The 17,075-nt window shown below is 71.9% G+C and carries 17 protein-coding genes; 9 read left to right on the top strand and 8 right to left on the bottom strand.

From position 1 onward, the window contains the following. Window positions 1–5 precede the first annotated feature (5 nt). Both BSB02_RS13025 and BSB02_RS13020 read left to right on the top strand, forming a co-directional pair. Entirely contained in the window at window positions 6–785 is a 780-nt protein-coding gene (locus BSB02_RS13025; protein ID WP_084959041.1) for a HipA family kinase, read from the top strand. Further along, window positions 785–1,171: a DUF3037 domain-containing protein gene (locus BSB02_RS13020; protein ID WP_084959040.1), complete on the top strand. Its 387-nt coding sequence runs from the start codon at window positions 785–787 to the stop codon at window positions 1,169–1,171. The genes BSB02_RS13025 and BSB02_RS13020 overlap by 1 nt, the downstream gene beginning before the upstream one ends. Here BSB02_RS13020 and BSB02_RS13015 read toward each other — a convergent pair. From BSB02_RS13015 to dxr, 5 genes are all read right to left on the bottom strand, one after another. Continuing rightward, window positions 1,149–1,520 carry a DsbA family protein gene (locus tag BSB02_RS13015; RefSeq protein WP_084959039.1) on the bottom strand — a complete coding sequence of 124 codons (372 nt, stop codon included), beginning with the start codon at window positions 1,518–1,520 and terminating at the stop codon, window positions 1,149–1,151. The two genes, BSB02_RS13020 and BSB02_RS13015, sit on opposite strands and share 23 nt — an antisense overlap. A gap of 12 nt (window positions 1,521–1,532) precedes the next feature. Then, window positions 1,533–2,375 carry a GNAT family N-acetyltransferase gene (locus BSB02_RS13010; RefSeq protein WP_084959038.1) on the bottom strand — a complete coding sequence of 281 codons (843 nt, stop codon included), beginning with the start codon at window positions 2,373–2,375 and terminating at the stop codon, window positions 1,533–1,535. 12 nt (window positions 2,376–2,387) lie between these two features. Then, window positions 2,388–3,929, bottom strand: coding sequence for an alpha/beta hydrolase (locus BSB02_RS13005; RefSeq protein WP_084959150.1), 1,542 nt, complete (start codon window positions 3,927–3,929; stop codon window positions 2,388–2,390). A gap of 281 nt (window positions 3,930–4,210) precedes the next feature. Next, window positions 4,211–5,380 (bottom strand): flavodoxin-dependent (E)-4-hydroxy-3-methylbut-2-enyl-diphosphate synthase, encoded by a 1,170-nt coding sequence (gene ispG, locus BSB02_RS13000; protein WP_084959037.1) that lies wholly within the window; start codon window positions 5,378–5,380, stop codon window positions 4,211–4,213. Window positions 5,381–5,389: 9 nt separating this feature from the next. Further along, window positions 5,390–6,562: a 1-deoxy-D-xylulose-5-phosphate reductoisomerase gene (gene dxr / locus BSB02_RS12995; RefSeq protein WP_084959036.1), complete on the bottom strand. Its 1,173-nt coding sequence runs from the start codon at window positions 6,560–6,562 to the stop codon at window positions 5,390–5,392. Window positions 6,563–6,825: 263 nt separating this feature from the next. On the opposite strand from dxr, the gene BSB02_RS12990 reads away from it, so the two are divergent. Genes BSB02_RS12990 through BSB02_RS12975 form a run of 4 tightly spaced genes read left to right on the top strand, consistent with a single transcriptional unit; the run spans window position 6,826 to window position 10,097 of the window. Then, on the top strand, window positions 6,826–7,806 hold the full coding sequence (locus tag BSB02_RS12990; protein ID WP_084959035.1) for a trypsin-like serine peptidase: 981 nt from the start codon (window positions 6,826–6,828) through the stop codon (window positions 7,804–7,806). 56 nt (window positions 7,807–7,862) lie between these two features. Then, complete coding sequence (locus BSB02_RS12985) at window positions 7,863–8,987, top strand: trypsin-like serine peptidase (protein WP_084959034.1); 1,125 nt, start codon at window positions 7,863–7,865, stop codon at window positions 8,985–8,987. After that, window positions 8,984–9,613, top strand: a complete 630-nt coding sequence (locus tag BSB02_RS12980; RefSeq protein WP_084959033.1) for a hypothetical protein — start codon at window positions 8,984–8,986, stop codon at window positions 9,611–9,613. The genes BSB02_RS12985 and BSB02_RS12980 overlap by 4 nt, the downstream gene beginning before the upstream one ends. 37 nt (window positions 9,614–9,650) lie before the next feature. After that, complete coding sequence (locus tag BSB02_RS12975) at window positions 9,651–10,097, top strand: GNAT family N-acetyltransferase (RefSeq protein ID WP_084959032.1); 447 nt, start codon at window positions 9,651–9,653, stop codon at window positions 10,095–10,097. On the opposite strand, the gene BSB02_RS12970 is transcribed toward BSB02_RS12975, so the two are convergent. Continuing rightward, a complete protein-coding gene (locus BSB02_RS12970; RefSeq protein WP_084959031.1) occupies window positions 10,094–11,521 on the bottom strand; it encodes an aldehyde dehydrogenase family protein in 1,428 nt (475 codons plus the stop codon). The genes BSB02_RS12975 and BSB02_RS12970 overlap by 4 nt on opposite strands. Before the next feature lie 199 nt (window positions 11,522–11,720). Between BSB02_RS12970 and BSB02_RS12965 the strand changes: the two genes are divergently transcribed. Then, window positions 11,721–12,359 (top strand): TetR/AcrR family transcriptional regulator, encoded by a 639-nt coding sequence (locus tag BSB02_RS12965; RefSeq protein ID WP_084959030.1) that lies wholly within the window; start codon window positions 11,721–11,723, stop codon window positions 12,357–12,359. A gap of 21 nt (window positions 12,360–12,380) precedes the next feature. Here BSB02_RS12965 and BSB02_RS12960 read toward each other — a convergent pair whose 3' ends face one another. Further along, window positions 12,381–13,796, bottom strand: a complete 1,416-nt coding sequence (locus BSB02_RS12960) for a PucR family transcriptional regulator (RefSeq protein WP_143590587.1) — start codon at window positions 13,794–13,796, stop codon at window positions 12,381–12,383. Window positions 13,797–13,887: 91 nt separating this feature from the next. Between BSB02_RS12960 and gabT the strand changes: the two genes are divergently transcribed. Beyond that, window positions 13,888–15,228: a 4-aminobutyrate--2-oxoglutarate transaminase gene (gene gabT / locus BSB02_RS12955; RefSeq protein WP_084959028.1), complete on the top strand. Its 1,341-nt coding sequence runs from the start codon at window positions 13,888–13,890 to the stop codon at window positions 15,226–15,228. A 325-nt stretch (window positions 15,229–15,553) separates the two neighbouring features. Here the strand turns inward: gabT and BSB02_RS12950 are convergent, their stop codons facing one another. After that, a complete protein-coding gene (locus BSB02_RS12950; RefSeq protein WP_084959027.1) occupies window positions 15,554–16,750 on the bottom strand; it encodes an RNA-guided endonuclease InsQ/TnpB family protein in 1,197 nt (398 codons plus the stop codon). 124 nt (window positions 16,751–16,874) lie between these two features. On the opposite strand from BSB02_RS12950, the gene BSB02_RS12945 reads away from it, so the two are divergent. Beyond that, window positions 16,875–17,075, top strand: a complete 201-nt coding sequence (locus tag BSB02_RS12945; protein ID WP_206184662.1) for a hypothetical protein — start codon at window positions 16,875–16,877, stop codon at window positions 17,073–17,075.

The raw sequence follows: 17,075 nt of genomic DNA, 5'->3' as shown, positions 1-17,075 counted from the left end.
AGGGCGTGCTCGAACGGATCACGGCGACGCGCTACGTGGCGCCCCTGCGCGAGGGCGGCTCCCTGCCGGGCGTCGTCGAGGCCGACGACCTCGGCACCTACGTCGTGAAGTTCCGCGGTGCCGGCCAGGGACGCCGCGTCCTCGTCGCCGAGATCATCTGCGCCGAGCTGGCCCGCCGGCTCGGCCTGCGCACCCCCGAGCTCAAGCTGATCGACCTGGACCCGCGGTTCGGCGTCCGCGAGCCGGACGAGGAGATCCAGGAGCTGCTGAAGAACAGCGCGGGGCTCAACCTGGCGGTCGACTTCCTGCCCGGCGCGCTCGGCTTCGAGCCGCTCACCTGGACGCCCGACCCGCTGCTTGCCTCCCGGGTGCTGTGGTTCGACGGGCTGGTCCACAACGTGGACCGCAGCTGGCGCAACCCCAACCTGCTGCTGTGGCACGGCGACGTCTGGCTCATCGACCACGGCGCCGCGCTGTGGTTCCACCACAACTGGAAGAGCGCCGACCCGCGCCGCCCCTACGACGCCTCCGACCACGTGCTGGCGCCCTTCGCCACCGAGGACGGCGCCCTGGAGATCGGCAGGGACCTGCTGGAGGAGGTGGCCGCGCTGGTACCCGACGAGTGGCTGGAGGACGAGCCGGGGTTCGAGTCGGCTCGGGCCGTACGGCAGGCGTACGTCGAGCACCTGCACCGGCGGGCGCGGGAGGGCTGGGAGATCAGGCACGACGAACGGCGGCGCACCGGCCCCGGCTCGGTCGGCGCCTTCCACCGGGGGACGCCGTGATGGACGCCTACGAGTACGCGGTCATCCGCGTCGTCCCCCACGTCGAGCGCGGCGAGCTCATCAACGCGGGCGTGCTGCTGTACTGCCAGCCGCGCGGCTACCTGTGCGCGCGGGTGGAGCTCGACGAGCGGCGGCTGCGCGCCCTCGACCCCGCCGCCGACGTCGAGGCGGTACGGCAGGCACTCAGCGCCTACGAGCTGGCCTGCGGCGAGGATGCCGGGCCGCTGGCGGAGGAGTCTCCGGGCAGCCGCTTCCGGTGGCTGACCGCGCCGCGCAGCACGATCGTGCAGACCGGACCGGTCCATCCCGGCCTCACCGACGACCCGGAGCGGGAGCTGGATCGGCTGTTCGCCCGGCTGGTCCTCACTCCGCCGGCGGGCCCTTGAGCTCGTGGAAGCCGGGCGTGCCCGCCACCAGGACCACGCCGTCCCACAGCCGCCCCGCCTCCTCACCGCGCGGGATCCGCGAGATCACCGGGCCGAAGCAGGCCAGCCCGTCGGTGGCGATGATCGGCGTGCCGACCTGGCCGCCGACGCGGCCCACTCCCCGGGCGGGATACCACAGGTAGCCCTCGGTGTCGCCCTCCGGGTCCACCTCCAGGTGCTCGTTGAGCGCCGACAGGCTGAGGATCTGCCAGCGGACGGTGACGGGACGGACCCGCTCGACCTCCAGCAGCCAGCGGGCGGCGTTCCAGGTGTAGGGGCAGCTCGGGTCGAACCAGAAATCAACCAGCACAGCTAGAGAAGTCTAGAAAAGTACCGACATGAAGGTGTCGACCTCCTGGAAGCCGACCTTGCGGTAGACGGCGCGGGCCGCGTGGTTGTAGTCGTTGACGTACAGCGTCACGATCGGCGCGAAGCACTCCAGCGCCGCCTCCACCACCGCGGCCATGCCCGCGGCGGCGTAACCGCGGCCGCGCAGCTCCGGCGCCACCCACACGCCCTGGATCTGGCAGGCGTGCGGGGTGACCGCGCCGATCTCGGCCTTGAAGACCACCCGCCCGTCGTCGATGCGCGCGTAGGACCGGCCGATCCTGATCAACTCGGCCACCCGGTTGCGGTACAACGCCCCGCCGTCGCCGATGTTGGGGGAGATGCCCACCTCCTCGGTGAACATCGCCACGCACGCCGGGAGGAGGATGTCGAACTCCTCCGGCCGCACCCGCCGCACGAGCGGGTCGGCCGGGATCGGCGGCCTGCGGGAGGTGGCCATCACCGGCTGGCGCCAGCGGATCGCGCGGGCCCTGCCCCAGTGCGGCTCCAGCCGTTCCCACAGCTGGGAGACCGCCTCGACCGGGCCCACGATGGACGAGCAGCGGCGCCCCTGGCGGCGGGCGCGGTCGGCGAAGGCGTGGACGGCCTCCGGCCCGGCGTTCACCGGCACCATGTTCGCGCCCGCGTAGCACAGCGACACCAGCGAGCCGCGAGGGCCGTACCCCCACATCTGGCCGCCCAGCCGCGCGGGGTTGAGCCCGACCGTGCGCACCCGGGAGGCCACGAAGACGTTCGCGATCGGATCGGTGTCGAGGAGCGCGATGACCTCGTCCCGATCGCCGTCGTCCAGAACGCGCGAGGCCGAAGTGCGCAGCATCACATGGTCAGCCTACCCCCGGACCCGGAGGATCTCCGTGAGCCGCTCATGTCGGGTACGTCCGCCCGCGGCCATCTGCTGGATCGGCCGCGGCTCGGGCAGCGCCCGGCAGGAGGCCCGCCTCGGCCGGGTGCCGTCGGTGAGGTAGGCCACCAGGTGGCGGTCGACGCACTCGTTGCCCGCCAGGGAGACCCCGTGGTTGCCGCCCCCGTCCGTCACCACCCCGGCCGTCGGGAAGCGCCTGGCCATGGCCATCCCCCCGCGGTACGGCGTGGCCGCGTCGTCGCGCGCCTGCAGGATCAGGACGGGCGGCAGCTTCTCCGACCCCCTGACGTCGACGGGCGTGCCGCCGGGCACCGGCCAGAACGCGCACGGCGCGTTGTACCAGGCGTTGGGCCAGGTCAGGAACGGCGCCTCCCGGTGCAGCCGCGTCATGTCCGCCCGCCAGCGCGTCCAGTCGCGCGGCCAGGCGGCGTCGCGGCACTCGACGCCGAGGTAGACCGCGTAGCCGTTCTCGTCTTCCTTGTCGTTGTGGGCGCGCAGCCGGTAGGCGGCCACCAGTTCCTCGACGTCGCCCCTGAGCACGTACGCCGACCAGGCGGCGGCCAGCTGCGGCCAGACGGTGTCGGTGTAGCCGGCCATGGTGAACAGGTCGTCCAGCTCGCTCGGGCCCACCACGCCCCCCGCGGGCCGCTCGCGCAGCCGCGACCGCATCGAGGACCACGCGAAGCTCGTCTGCCGGAGCGAGCCGCCGAGCTTGTAGACCTCGTCGTGCCGGGCGGTCCAGGCCAGGAAGGCCCGGTGACGGCGCTCGAAGGAGCGGTTCTGCGCCAGGTTGTCCTCGTACCACACGCCCGAGGGGTCGATCGCGCTGTCCAGGGCCAGCCGCTTGACCCGGTCGGGGAAGAGCGTGGCGTAGACGGCGCCGAGGTAGGTGCCGTAGGAGTAGCCCAGGTAGCTGATCTTCTCCTCGCCCAGCGCCTGGCGGATGACGTCCATGTCCCTGGCCGCGTTCTCGGTGGTCAGGTACGGCAGGAACCACGCCCACCGGTTGCCGCAGCTCGTGGCGTACTCCTTGGCCCGGCCGAGCAGCACGTCCTCGTCCTCGGCCGAGCGCGGCACCTGGTCGGGACGCGGCGGCTTGTAGTAGACCTCCGGGTCCACGCAGCTGAGGCTGGGCTCGCTCCCGCCGACGCCGCGCGGGTCGAACCCGACGATGTCGTACCGCCTGGCCAGCCCCGGGGGCAGCATCGCCGCCACGTACGGGGCCAGCCGCCGGCCGGAGGCGCCCGGCCCGCCCGGGTTCACCAGCAGGGTGCCCAGGTGGTTGTGATCGCGCGAGACCGTGCCCTTGATCCGGTTGAGCGCGAGCGTGATCTGCTGGCCGGTCGGCTCCCGGTGGTCCAGCGGGACCCGCAGCTCCGCGCACTCCACCTCCACCGCCGGCGCCGCCCCACCGGAGGGCCTGTCCTCGCACGGCCCCCAGGCCAGCGCGGAGCGCGGGAAGGACCGGGCGCCGGCGGTCCCCGGCGCACCTCCCACGGCACCCAGCATCGTCACGATCGCGACTATCCCCACCGCTCGTTTCACCCGGATGCTCTCCTCTGCTCGCAGGTCCGACCCGCATGATCTCAGAGTGATCGCATGGTGACCGAGCGTATTGCCAACTTGTCAGCCGTTCATGACACAGTTCCAACCCGGTCCCGGGCGCGACGTGTTCAGGATGAGAGGAGATGGAGGGACAGACAGGAAGGACCTCGCCGACGCTCGGCGAGGTCCTCTACGCCGTCACCGCGCCGCCGCTTCCCGCGGTGGAGCGGCACGGGCTTGGCCTGCTAGCGGACGACCACCTCGGGGCCGGGGGCGTCGTCGTCATCCAGGTCGACCTCGACGCCCATCTCCTCGGCCAGCCGCAGCGCCTCCTCGATGAGGGTCTCGACGATCTGCGACTCCGGCACGGTCTTGATGACCTCGCCCTTGACGAAGATCTGGCCCTTACCGTTGCCCGAGGCCACCCCCAGGTCGGCCTCGCGGGCCTCGCCGGGGCCGTTGACGACGCAGCCCATGACCGCCACGCGCAGCGGCACCTTCAGGCCCTCCAGACCGGCCTGGACCTGGTTGGCCAGCGTGTAGACGTCGACCTGGGCACGGCCGCAGGACGGGCAGGAGACGATCTCCAGGCCCCGCTCGCGCAGCCCGAGCGCCTCCAGGATGGCGATGCCGACCTTGACCTCCTCCACCGGCGGCGCCGACAGCGAGACCCGGATGGTGTCGCCGATGCCCTCGGCCAGCAGCGCGCCGAAGGCCACGGCCGACTTGATCGTGCCCTGGAAGGCCGGGCCCGCCTCGGTGACGCCCAGGTGGAGCGGGTAGTCGCACTTGTCGGCCAGCTGCCGGTAGGCGTTGACCATCACCACCGGGTCGTTGTGCTTGACCGAGATCTTGATGTCGCGGAAGTCGTGCTCCTCGAACAGCGAGGCCTCCCACAGCGCCGACTCCACCAGCGCCTCCGGGGTGGCCTTGCCGTACTTCTGCAGCAGCCTGGGGTCCAGCGACCCGGCGTTGACGCCGATGCGGATCGGCACGCCGTGGTCCTTGGCCGCCTTGGCGATCTCGCCGACCTTGTCGTCGAACTTCTTGATGTTGCCGGGGTTGACCCGGACCGCCGCGCAGCCCGCCTCGATCGCGGCGAAGACGTACTTGGGCTGGAAGTGGATGTCGGCGATGACCGGGATCTGCGACTTCTTGGCGATGATCGGCAGGGCGTCGGCGTCGTCCTGCGAGGGGACGGCGACGCGGACGATCTGGCAGCCGGCGGCCGTCAGCTCGGCGATCTGCTGCAGGGTGGCGTTGACGTCGGCGGTGACCGTGGTGGTCATCGACTGGACGGAGATGGGTGCGTCGCCGCCGACCGGCACGGAGCCGACCATGATCTGCCGGGAGCGGCGGCGTTCGGCGATCGGCTTGGGACGGACCGAGGGGATGCCGAGTGCTACGGAAGTCACCTTGCCAGTTTAGGTGGTCAGTTCGCGGGCGCGCGCCCGAGCCCAGGCGTCCGCCGCCAGCACTTCGTCCACCGTGTCCGCCGATGTCACCACATGTTCGGACACCACGCGCGCAACCGTGTCCACGATGGCCAGGAACGGCAGCGCGCCCCGCATGAACGCCTCCACGCACACCTCGTTGGCGGCGTTGTAGACCGCCGGGGCCGTGCCGCCCGCCGTGCCGACCTCGCGCGCCAGGGCGACGGCGGGGAAGGCCTCGTCGTCGAGCGGCTCGAAGGTCCACGTGTGGGCGCGGGTCCAGTCGACCGCGGGGGCCGCGCCGGGCAGCCGGTACGGGTGGCCGAGGGCCAGCGCGATGGGCAGGCGCATGTCGGGCGGGCTGGCCTGGGCGATGGTCGAGCCGTCGACGTACTCGACCATCGAGTGGATGATCGACTGCGGGTGCACGACCACCTCGATCCGGTCGAAGCCGAGGTCGAACAGCAGGTGCGCCTCGATGACCTCCAGCCCCTTGTTGACGAGCGTGGCCGAGTTGACGGTGATCACGGGGCCCATCGACCAGGTCGGGTGGGCCAGCGCCATCTCGGGCGTGACGTCGGTCAACTCGGCCCGCGTGCGCCCGCGGAACGGCCCGCCGCTGGCCGTGACCACCAGCCGCCGCACGGCGTCGGGGTCGTAGCCGCCGGGGCCGGCGGCCCACAGGCACTGCTGGAGCGCGGAGTGCTCGGAGTCGACCGGCACGATCTGGCCCGGCTTGGCCAGCCGCTTGACCAGCGGGCCGCCGATGATGAGCGACTCCTTGTTGGCCAGCGCGAGCGTGCGGCCCGCCTCCAGCGCCACCAGCGTGGAGGTCAGCCCCAACGCTCCGGTGATGCCGTTGAGCACCGTGTCGCACGGCAGCGCGGCCACCTGGGCCACGCCCTCGGGCCCGGCGAGCACCTCGGGGCTGACGCGGCGCGCGGCCAGGGCCTCCTTCAGCGCGGGCACGGCCGCCGCCTCGGCGACGGCGACCACGGGCACGCCGAACTCCGCCGCCTGCTCGGCCAGCAGGTCCACCCGCCCGCCCCCGGCCGCGAGCCCCGCCACGGTGTAGCGGGCCCGGCGGACGACGTCGAGGGCCTGGGTGCCGATGGAACCGGTGGAGCCGAGGACGACCACTGAACGCGGGCTCGTTGACTGCACCCGCCCATTGTCCCCTGACCGCGGACGTGCTCGGCAACGCGATCCCCTGCACCGCCTGTCCGCGTGATGGCCGCCCGTGCCCGGCCGGCAGGCGCTCCGGCCCTTTCCCGTACGGCGGGGCCGTACGGGAAACTCATGTTAACCAGGATATTCAGGTTTATTTATGTCGGAATACCGCTATATCCGAATTCGCAGATCATGAGAAATGCGGATATTGGCCCCGTTACCTTCCAACCTCAGATCAGGTTCCGGGAGGTAACCCCATGCATCGCAGACTCGCTCTGCTTTCCCTCTCCGCCCTCGCCGCCGGGGGTCTGCTCCTGCCGGCCGCCCCCGCGGGCGCCGCGCCCAAGACCGCGCCGCCCGCCGAGGAGGAGGCCGCCGACACCAGAGCCGAGCAGCGTCAGGTGCTCGACTACTGGACGCCGTCGAAGATGGCCAACGCCCAGCCGCTCGCCGCCCCGGCGCCCAGGCCCCCCGCCGGCAACGGCCAGGGCGAGCCCGGCCAGCCCAACGGCACCCGCTGGACCGCCCCGCCCACCGACCCCCAGGCGACGGTGAGCACCGGCAACCCCTGGACCAAGGGCGGCCAGGTCGTCAGGACCACCGGCCGGGTGTTCTTCACCTACCAGGGACGCAACGCCTCCTGCTCGGGCAGCGCCGTGACCAGCGCGAACAAGAGCGTCGTGATCACGGCGGGGCACTGCGTCAAGCTGGGCGGCGCCTTCCACACCAACTGGGTGTTCGTGCCGGGCTACGACAACGGGCAGCGCCCCTACGGCACCTGGGTGGCCACCAAGCTCATCACCACGCCGCAGTGGAACGCCCGGGAGGACATCAACTACGACATCGCCGCCGCCGTGGTCGCCCCGCAGCAGGGCAGGTCGCTCACCGACGTCGTGGGCGGGCAGGGCGTGGCGTTCAACCAGCCCAGGAGGCAGCAGATGTACGCCTTCGGCTACCCGGCCGCCGCGCCGTACAACGGCTCCAAGCTCATCTACTGCGCCGGGCGGGCCTTCGACGACTTCCTGCTCTCCCGCGACCACGGGCTCACCTGCAACATGACGGGCGGGTCGAGCGGCGGGCCGTGGCTGGTCGGCTTCGACGAGTCCACCGGGCACGGAACGGTGAACTCGGTGAACAGCTTCAAATACAACTTCGCCCCCAACTGGATGTTCGGCCCTTACTTCGGAAATGAGGCGCAGGCCGTTTACAACGAGGCACAATCCACCGGAGCCGCATAAGGATCTTTACGGAAAGTAGCCACAAGAGCACATCTCGTCGTGCACACTCGGGGGCCATGACCCTGAGCACCCCACTGCTGGCGGCCGCACCGCTCGTCGCGGGCCTCCTGGGCCCCGCGCTGGTCGGCGCGGCCCCCGGAGTTCCCCAGCCGATCGTCCGCCCGGCCGCCCAGGCTCAGCGGACCGACGTCGTCGAGCACGCCGCCGCCCGGACGCCCGCCGACCAGCAGCGCGTGCTCGACTACTGGACCCCCGAGCGCATGGCCGCCGCCCTGCCCATCGACCTGCTCGACGCCTTCTCCGCCGACGGCCCCGCCGCCAAGAACCGGCTGGTCGGCAAGGGCGGCCTCATCGGCAAGGGGGATCTGGTCGGCAAGGGCGGCCTCATCGACGAGGGCGGCCTGACCGGCAGGGTCGGCCTCGGCCTCGCGCCCGAGCTGGCCAACGGCGCCGCCAGGGTGATCCCGCGCCACCAGTCGGCCCGGCCCCTCACCACCACCTCCGGATCGCGCTGGCTGACCGGCGGCGCGGTCACGCGCACCACCGGACGGGTCTTCCTCACCCTCGACGGGGTGGACTTCGTGTGCTCGGCCGGCACGGTCCGCAGCGCCAACCGGGACCTCGTCGTCACCGCCGGGCACTGCGTCAAGGACGGCGCGGGCGCCTGGGCGCGCAACTGGACCTTCGTCCCCGGCTACCGCAGGGGCGGCGAGCGTCCCTACGGCTCCTTCACCGCCCGCCGCATGTTCGTCGCGGGCCCGTGGGCCCGCAGCGGCGACGACAGCCACGACCTCGGCATGGTGGCGCTCAACCGGTCGGGCGGGCGCCACGTGGCCGACGTCGTGGGCTTCCAGGAGATCGCCTTCAACCGGCCCCGCGGCGGCCAGATCTTCGGCTTCGGCTACCCCGCCGACCCTCCCTACGACGGCGAGCACCTCGTCTACTGCTCCGGCCGCGTCCACGACGACCCCCACGACGCCACGCGCGACCAGGGCCTGGGCTGCGACATGACGGCCGGCTCCAGCGGCGGCCCGTGGCTGTCGTCCTTCGACCCGGGCACCGGCCGCGGCGTCGTCACGTCGGTGAGCAGCTTCAAGTACAGCAACGACAGCCGCACCATGTACGGGCCCTACTTCGGGGAGGTGGCCAAGGCGCTTTTCAGTACGGCGGAGCGAGCGTGATGACAGTTATCGACGACGTTGAGGAGGGTACAGTGACACCGGTGATGTCCCTGGAGGAGCGCGTCGGCGCACTGGAGTCCTGGGTATTCCAGGCCCAGCCGATCCTGGTGAAGGCGGCCTCAATGCAGAAGACCCTTGACGAACTGCCCCAGCGGATACGAGAGGAATCCCTGGACTATCTCGAGCCGATGTTCGGTCTCACCTGGGAGAAGCTGGCCTCGAAGGAGGATCTGGCCGCCGTCCGCGACGAGCTCAAGGGCGACATCGCAACCCTCGACCGCAAGATCGACGCGGTTCGGGACGAGCTCAAGGGTGAGATCGCGACCCTCGACCGCAAGATCGACACGGTTCGGGACGAGCTCAAGGGCGACATCGCAACCCTCGACCGCAAGATCGACACGGTTCGAGACGAGCTCAAGGGCGACATCGCAACCCTCGACCGCAAGATCGACACGGTTCGAGACGAGCTCAAGGGCGACATCGCAACCCTCGACCGCAAGATCGACACGGTCGACCGAAAGATCGACACAGTTCGCGACGAGCTCAAGGGTGAGATCGCGGAGCTTCGCGGCCGGATGGACACCATGGACGACAAGCTGGACATGATCTTGGCGAAGCTCTCGTAATACCTACGAAACACGACGTCGGCTAGCTTCACGGGTCATGGAGGTCACGCTCACCCGCCCGCCGGGCGATTCCCCCGTGGTCCTCGAGCTGTGCGCCGAGCAGCAGGCCGAGCTGGCCTGGCGGCAGCGGCACGTCGTCGACGACACCCCCAAGCACCTCGACCCCCGCATCGAGTTCGTCCTGCTCATGGAGGGCGGCCGGGCGCTCGGGTGCGCCGGGCTCCAGCCGCTGGAGCCCGGCGTCGGCGAGGTGAAGCGCATGTACGTCCGGTCGGCGGCACGCGGGCGCGGCCTGTCGCGGCTGCTCCTTCGCGAGATCGAGGATCTCGCGAAGGAGCGCGGCATGGGCGTGCTGCGCCTGGAGACCGGCCGGCTGTTCCAGGAGGCGATCTCCCTCTACACCTCCTCCGGCTTCGCGCCGATCCCGAGGTTCGGCCCGTATGCCGGCTGCGCGGAGAGCGTCTGCTTCGAGAAGCGCCTCTAAAGCGTCAGCCCGGTGAGCACCATCGTCTTCTCGTAGGTCAGGTCCTCCATGGCCGAGCGCAGGCCCTCGCGTCCCACGCCCGACTCCTTGACCCCGCCGTACGGCATCTGGTCGGCCCGGTAGGACGGCACGTCCCCGATGATCACGCCGCCGACCTCGAGCTCCCGGTTGGCGCGGAAGGCCAGGTCGAGCGAGCGCGTGAACACCCCGGCCTGCAGGCCGTACCTGGAGGAGTTGACCGCCTCGAAGGCGGCGTCGGCGGACGGGACGGTCTGCACGACCATGACGGGCCCGAAGACCTCCTCGGCCGAGACCTTGGCGTCGGCGGGCACGTCGGCCAGCACGGTCGGCGCGATGGCGGCGCCGTCGCGGGTGCCGCCGGCCAGCACGCGGGCGCCCGCGGCGACCGCCTCCTCGATCCACTGCTCGACCCGCTCGGCGGCGGCCTCGGAGACCAGCGGCCCGACCTGGGTCTTCTCGTCGAACGGGTCGCCGGTCACCAGGGCGGAGACGGCCGGCAGCAGCTTGCCGAGGAAGGCCTCGGCGACCGGCTCCTCGACGATGACGCGCTGGACGGCGATGCAGCTCTGCCCGGCCTGGTAGTTGGAGAACAGCGCGATGCGGGAGGCCGCCCAGTCGAGGTCGGCGTCGCGCAGCACCACGGCCGCGGCGTTGCCGCCCAGCTCCAGGACGACGTGCTTGCGCGGCACGGAGTCCATGATGGAGTACCCGACCGGGCCCGACCCGGTGAAGGAGACCACCGGCAGGCGGGGGTCGTTCACCAGCGAGGCGGCGCGGTCGTTGGGCACCGGCAGCACGGAGAACATCCCGGCCGGCAGGTCGGTCTCGGCCAGGATCTCGCCCAGCGCCAGGGCCGACAACGGCGTGGCGGGGGCGGGCTTGACGACGACGGGGGCGCCGACGGCGATCGACGGGGCGACCTTGTGGGCGACGAGGTTCAGCGGGAAGTTGAACGGCGTGATCGCCAGGACCGGCCCGTACGGCACGCGCGAGACGTAGGCCAGGCGCCCGGCCGCGGCGGGCTCGGTGTCGAGCCGCATCACGCCGCCGGACCAGCGCCGGGTCTCCTCGGCGGCGAAGCGGAAGGTGGACACGGCCCGGCCGACCTCGGCGCGCGCCCACATGAGGGGCTTGCCGTTCTCGCTGGTGATGAGGTGGGCGAGCTCGTCGGCGCGCTCGGCGATGCGGCGCGACACGTGGGCGAGGGCCTCGGCGCGCACGTGGACGGGCAGCGCCGCCGCCTCCTTGGCCACCGCGTCGGCGGCGGCGACGGCCTCCTCGACCTGGGCCTCGGTGGGCACGGAGTGAGCGGCGACCACGCGCCCGTCGTGGGGGTTGGTGACGGTGAGCTCGGAGTCCCCGGTGGCGGGGCGTCCGGCGAGCCAGAAAGTGCGCACGTCCATACCTCGACGCTAGTTCACCCGTCGCCGGAGGGACCACGCCTGCCTGCACAAGAACCCCGCCCGACCCCTCCGTTACGCACAAACCCCACTATGTAACGAAACTGGCACTAATTCAGGATGTTTAGCGTGTGGAGCGGTTTGAACGATCTCCGCCCGGGCTAAGGATCCACCGGATGACTCTGCCGGAAGGGTGTGGCTCATGACGTCGGCGCCGCTGGGCCTGCAGGGCGCCTATCTCCTCGGTGAACGCGCGACACACGACGAGCTGCGCTCGCGTCTCCTCGACGTGGCGATCAAGATGCTGTCCAGCGACGGGCCCGAGGGCCTGTCCATGCGCCGGATCGCCGCCGAGGCCGGATGCTCGACCACGGTCATCTACACCATGTTCGGCAACAGGGAGGGCCTGGCCGAGGCGCTGTACCTGGAGGGCTTCGAGCGGATCAGGAAGCACCTGGAGTCGGTGCCGCCGCGACACGACCCGTTCGAGTACCTCACCGCGCTGGGCCCCGCCTACCGGGCCGCCTGCCTGGCCGAGCCGGGCTACTTCAGCCTGATGTTCGAGCGGGCCATCCCCGGTTTCGAGCCGAGCGAGCGGGCCAGGACGCTGGCGCGGGCCGCGCTCAACATCTTCGACCGGGTGATCGCCGACTGCATCTCGGCCGGGTATCTCATCCCCACGCAGCCCCGCAAGATCGCCGACGCGCTGTGGGCCGCCGCGCAGGGGGCGATCAGCCTGGAACGTGCCGGGCACCTGCGCGACGACCGCGTCTACGAGGCGGTGACCACGGCGACGATCTGCTGCTACCTGGCGGGCAGGGACATAGGCCCGCGCCGATAGGCGGCAAGCGGCCCCAGGAGGTCAGCGCAGGCAGGCCAGCGCCACCCACAGCTCCGCCCGCACCCCGGGATCGTCCAGGTCCCGGCCCAGCAGCTCGGCCACGCGCCTCATCCGGTAGCGCAGGGTGTGCCGGTGGATGCCGAGCCGTTGCGCCGCGGCGTCCCAGTGGCCGTTGCTGGCCAGGTAGGCCGCCAGCGAGCCGACCAGGTCGGCGCGGGAGCCGTACTCGAGCAGCGGGGCCAGCAGGGCGGCGGCGAAGGCTCTGGCGGCGGCGGGGTCCAGCAGCGACAGCAGGCCCTGTCCGGCCAGCTCGGTGAAGCGCACCAGCGTGCCGCCGCGCCTGGCCGCCGCGAACGCCTGCCTGGCCTGCTCGACGCCCTCGGCCAGCCGGTCCAGGGGCACCGGGCCGCCCATCCCCGCCGCGCCGGGCAGCTCGGCGGCCACGCGCTCCGCCTCCTGCACGTGGGCCAGCACGATCAGCTCGCCCTCGGCGCCGTCCGCCACGAAGCCTCCGGCTCTCACCTCGCCGGCGGTCACCAGCGTGACGACGGGCTCGTCCGGCAGCCGCTCGCCGAGCCGGGCCAGCGCCTCGCGCGCTTCCCCGGTCTGCCCCGCCAGGAGCAGGCGCAGGACGGCGGCGCGGACGCGGCGTTCGGCGGCGGCCTGGACCCGGCCGCGCTCCAGCGCCAGGGTGAGGATCGACGCGGCCGTGTTGATCACGGTGTGGGTGACGGGCGAGAAGGGGTGCCGGGCCCCCACGGCGAGCAAGGCGCGGATGCGGCGCCCGCTGCCCAGCGGCTGGACCACGATGTGCGCGCCGGGCGAGGACAGGGCGAGCGAGGACGGCGCCCTGCCCGCCACGGGAGCCGCCCGCCGCAGCCTCGCCAGCTCCTCCACCACGGGCTCGACGTCCGCGCCCGGCGTCGCGTGCCGGACCGCTCCGCCCTCCTCCAGCAGCGCCGCCCAGCCGCCCACCTCCCCGGCCAGGCGGCCGACCACCGCCTCCACGCCCTCCAGCGCGGCCCTGGTGAGCCGGCCCTGCGCCGCGAAGGCGCGGCTCAGCTCCTCGTACTGCTCGGCGGCCAGAGCCTCGCTGACGACCTTGCCGATGGCGATGAACGGCGTCTCGCGCGGCACCTCCACCAGCGGCAACCCCGCGGCGCGTGCGGCCTCCACCAGCTCGGGCGGCGTGGTGTCGTGCCCGAGCCCCACGCCGAACCCCAGCCCGGCCACCCCGCGCTCGATCAGCCGGCGGATATACGGTTCGTACGGCGGGGCCAGCCGCATCCCCGTGGTCAGCAGCAGCTCCCCGCCCTCCAGGAACGGCGTGGGATCCTCCAGCTCGCTGACCGCCACCCAGCGCACGGGCACGGCCAGGCCGCCCGCCAGCACCGGCAGGCGCAGCCGCCTGACCACGGTCTCCAGGGTTGGGGCCACCGGCGTTTGTCCATTTCGGCGCAGGTCTCTCAGGCCATCGTGCCACAGCGGAGTATCGGTCCGGCGCGCCGCCCGCCATACCGTCGGGAGCATGAGTCTTCCGCAGGAGCGCCGCCTCGTCACCTCCATCCCCGGCCCCAGGTCGCAGGAACTGCTGGCCCGCAAGCAGGCCGCCGTGCCGCCCGGCATCGGCACGACGCTGCCGGTCTTCGTCACCAAGGCGGGCGGCGGCGTCGTCGTGGACGCCGACGGCAACTCCCTCATCGACTTCGGCTCGGGCATCGCCGTGACGAACGTCGGCAACGCCGCCCCGCGCGTGGTCTCCCGGGTGCAGAGGCAGGTCGCCGACTTCACGCACACGTGCTTCATGGTCACGCCGTACGAGTCGTACGTCGCCGTCTGCGAGAAGCTGAACCGGCTCACCCCGGGCGACCACGAGAAGCGAACGTTCCTGGTGAACTCGGGCGCGGAGGCCGTGGAGAACGCCGTCAAGGTGGCCCGCCACGCCACCGGCCGCCAGGCGGTCGTGGTGTTCGACCACGGCTACCACGGGCGCACGCTGCTGACGATGACGCTCACCGCCAAGAGCATGCCGTACAAGCACAGGTTCGGGCCGTTCGCGCCCGAGGTGTACCGGGTGCCGCTGGCCTACCCCTTCCGCTGGCCGACCGGGCCCGGCAACTGCGCCGAGGAGGCCTACGCCCAGGCCGTCGACGTGATCACCAAGCAGATCGGCGCGGAGAACGTCGCCGCGGTGGTCATCGAGCCGATCGCGGGCGAGGGCGGCTTCATCGTCCCGGCCCGCGGCTTCCTGCCGCGCATCGCGCGGTTCTGCCGCGACAACGGCATCGTGTTCATCGCCGACGAGGTCCAGACCGGCTTCGCCCGCACCGGCGACCTGTTCGCCTGCGAGGACGAGGGCGTGGTGCCGGACATCATCTGCACCGCCAAGGGCATCGCGGGCGGCCTGCCGCTGGCCGCCGTCACCGGGCGCGCGGACCTCATGGACAAGGTGCACGTGGGCGGCCTGGGCGGCACCTACGGCGGCAACCCGCTGGCCTGCGAGGCCGCGCTGGCCGTGCTGGAGACCATCGAGGCCGAGGACCTGGTCGCCAAGGCCCGGCGGATCGGCGAGATCATGCTGCCGCGCCTGGAGAGCCTCAAGGAGCGCCACGACGTCATCGGCGACGTGCGCGGCCGCGGCGCGATGATCGCGATCGAGCTCGTCGAGCCCGGCACCAAGATCCCCAACCCGACGGCCACCCAGGAGATCGTCAAGCGCTGCCACGCCGAGGGCCTGGTGGTCCTCACCGCCGGAACCTATGGCAACGTGCTCCGCTTCCTGCCGCCGCTGGTCATGCCCGAGCACCTTCTGGAAGAGGGCCTGTCCATCCTGGAAAAGGCTGTGTCGATGGTCACGCCTATGGCGTGACGGCTCGGGGCGCCCGAAAGGCTCGCTCTTCCCTCGCGGCCAGAGCGAGCCGCGCCCCTCGCGGCCAGAGCGAGCCGCACCCCTCGCGATTTTTCGGGGGTAGGCATTTCTGGGGACAAAAAGGGCATCCGTCTTGCGATGGATGCCCTTCTTTGTTGCCGTACGGCAGGCGCCCGGGTGGACTTTTCACTCACCCTTGACGCTGAGCTGGACGACCGGACCGGCCGGCACGGCTATAACGGATCCGGTACAGGCCCGGGCGATCACTTCGGGGAGCGTGTTGACGTCCTCTCCCTCGTAAACGAGGGGATTCCAACCCACCGACCTACACGGAAAGGAGGACAGGTTGAGGTTCGCGGTGCACCGGCCCGCCATCGCGTGGCCCTTCCCGCGCAGACACGGCACGCCCTGCCGCCAGTTTGATGTTGCGGGCCGCGTTCACATCCGCGTGGCCGGCGACTCCGCAGGACCGGCAGCGGAACAGTGCTTGGCTCTCGCGACTGTTCCGATCCACGGTCCCGCACGCCGAGCACCGCTGGCTCGTGTACGCGGGGTTGACCTTCACCACCCGGCCGGGCGCCTTGTGTTCCAGCCGCTCTGCCAACCGGCCCCAGCCGGAGCCGAGGATGCCCCGGTTCAGCCCGGCCTTGGCCCGCACGTTCCGGCCGGGCGCCTCGACGGTGCCGCGCGCCGAGCGGGTCATGCCACGGATATTCAGCTCCTCCACGGCGATCACGTCGAACCGGCGGGCCAGGCAGGTAGAAGTCTTCTCCACCCAGTCCCTGCGCCGGTCGCTCTCGCGGGCCTTCAGCCGGGCGATCTGGGTTTTGGCCTTCGCCCGGCGGTTCGACCCGCGCCGGGCGCGGGCCAGCCTGCGCTGAAGCCTGCGCAGCCGAACCTGCTCCGATGTGGTCAAGCCGGGTGCGGTCAGCAGCTCGCCGGTGGACAAGGCGGCGCTGACGGCGACCCCGCGGTCCACGCCGACCATCTCGCCGGTGCCCGGTGCGGGGATCGGGGCGGGGAGCGCGGCGAAGGCCACATGCCAGCGCCCGGCCCGATCCCGGGTGACGCGGAAGGACTTGGCCCCCTCGGGGATGGGGCGGGACCAGCGGAAGCGCACCCATCCCACCTTGGGGATCCTCACCTCGCCCACCTGCCGCGAGACGCGGCGCGCCTCCCAGTGCCGTCCCCGGGTCCCGACGATGCGGAACCCCTCGTGCCGCCCGGCCTTGCGCCAGGTCGGCCGGTCGTGGGTGCCGTTGAAGAAGTTGGCCATGGCCTGGGCGAAGTCCCGCAACGCCTGCTGCTGCACCGTCTGGCTGCCCGCACGCAGCCAGGGAAACGCCGCGCGCGCCTCGGTCAACTGACGCGACTGCTCACCGTAGCCCGGCGCGCCGGCCCGTCCCAGCCGCCAGTGCGCGTGCTGCTCCACCGCCAGATTCCACACAAACCGCGCATGCGCGCAGTGCTCCAGCAACGCCGCCTCTTGGGCAGGCGTGGGCTGGAGACGGAACCGGGACATGTGATCAACCTAGCCGACCCCACCGACAAAACCGAGGGAGGAAGGGGCTTCCTCTCCCGTCTGACGGCGAGGGTCTCCGCCCCGACATTCGATGAACTGGGGCCCGACCGGAACGGTGAACAGCATGGTGACGTTCGACCCTGAGAGCCTCACCCTGGCCCAGTGCTTCGGCGACGCCTGCGTGGTCTGCCACAAGAAGTGGCCGCGGCCGCGCGTGCGCGTCGGCCGCCTGCCGGACGAGTCCGCGGTGATGGCCTGCCACGACTGCGCGGAGGCGCTCTTCCCCGCCCAGCTCGCCACCGTCCTCGCCTTCCCCACCCGCTGA

This window comes from Thermoactinospora rubra (genome assembly GCF_002093975.1).
Classification (GTDB): domain Bacteria; phylum Actinomycetota; class Actinomycetes; order Streptosporangiales; family Streptosporangiaceae; genus Nonomuraea; species Nonomuraea rubra_A.
Note: the sequence above shows the minus strand (reverse complement) of the source record. Positions and strands in the feature narration are given on the sequence as shown.

What these genes read in the sequence shown, in the direction of transcription:
- BSB02_RS13020 (WP_084959040.1), top strand. Translation starts at nt 785, where the DNA reads ATGGACGCCTACGAGTACGCGGTCATCCGCGTCGTCCCCCACGTCGAG.
- BSB02_RS13005 (WP_084959150.1), bottom strand. Translation starts at nt 3,929, where the DNA reads ATGCTGGGTGCCGTGGGAGGTGCGCCGGGGACCGCCGGCGCCCGGTCC.
- BSB02_RS12970 (WP_084959031.1), bottom strand. Translation starts at nt 11,521, where the DNA reads ATGGACGTGCGCACTTTCTGGCTCGCCGGACGCCCCGCCACCGGGGAC.
- BSB02_RS12985 (WP_084959034.1), top strand. Translation starts at nt 7,863, where the DNA reads ATGACCCTGAGCACCCCACTGCTGGCGGCCGCACCGCTCGTCGCGGGC.
- BSB02_RS12945 (WP_206184662.1), top strand. Translation starts at nt 16,875, where the DNA reads ATGGTGACGTTCGACCCTGAGAGCCTCACCCTGGCCCAGTGCTTCGGC.
- BSB02_RS13010 (WP_084959038.1), bottom strand. Translation starts at nt 2,375, where the DNA reads ATGCTGCGCACTTCGGCCTCGCGCGTTCTGGACGACGGCGATCGGGAC.
- BSB02_RS12950 (WP_084959027.1), bottom strand. Translation starts at nt 16,750, where the DNA reads ATGTCCCGGTTCCGTCTCCAGCCCACGCCTGCCCAAGAGGCGGCGTTG.
- gabT (WP_084959028.1), top strand. Translation starts at nt 13,888, where the DNA reads ATGAGTCTTCCGCAGGAGCGCCGCCTCGTCACCTCCATCCCCGGCCCC.
- BSB02_RS12965 (WP_084959030.1), top strand. Translation starts at nt 11,721, where the DNA reads ATGACGTCGGCGCCGCTGGGCCTGCAGGGCGCCTATCTCCTCGGTGAA.
- BSB02_RS12975 (WP_084959032.1), top strand. Translation starts at nt 9,651, where the DNA reads ATGGAGGTCACGCTCACCCGCCCGCCGGGCGATTCCCCCGTGGTCCTC.
- BSB02_RS12990 (WP_084959035.1), top strand. Translation starts at nt 6,826, where the DNA reads ATGCATCGCAGACTCGCTCTGCTTTCCCTCTCCGCCCTCGCCGCCGGG.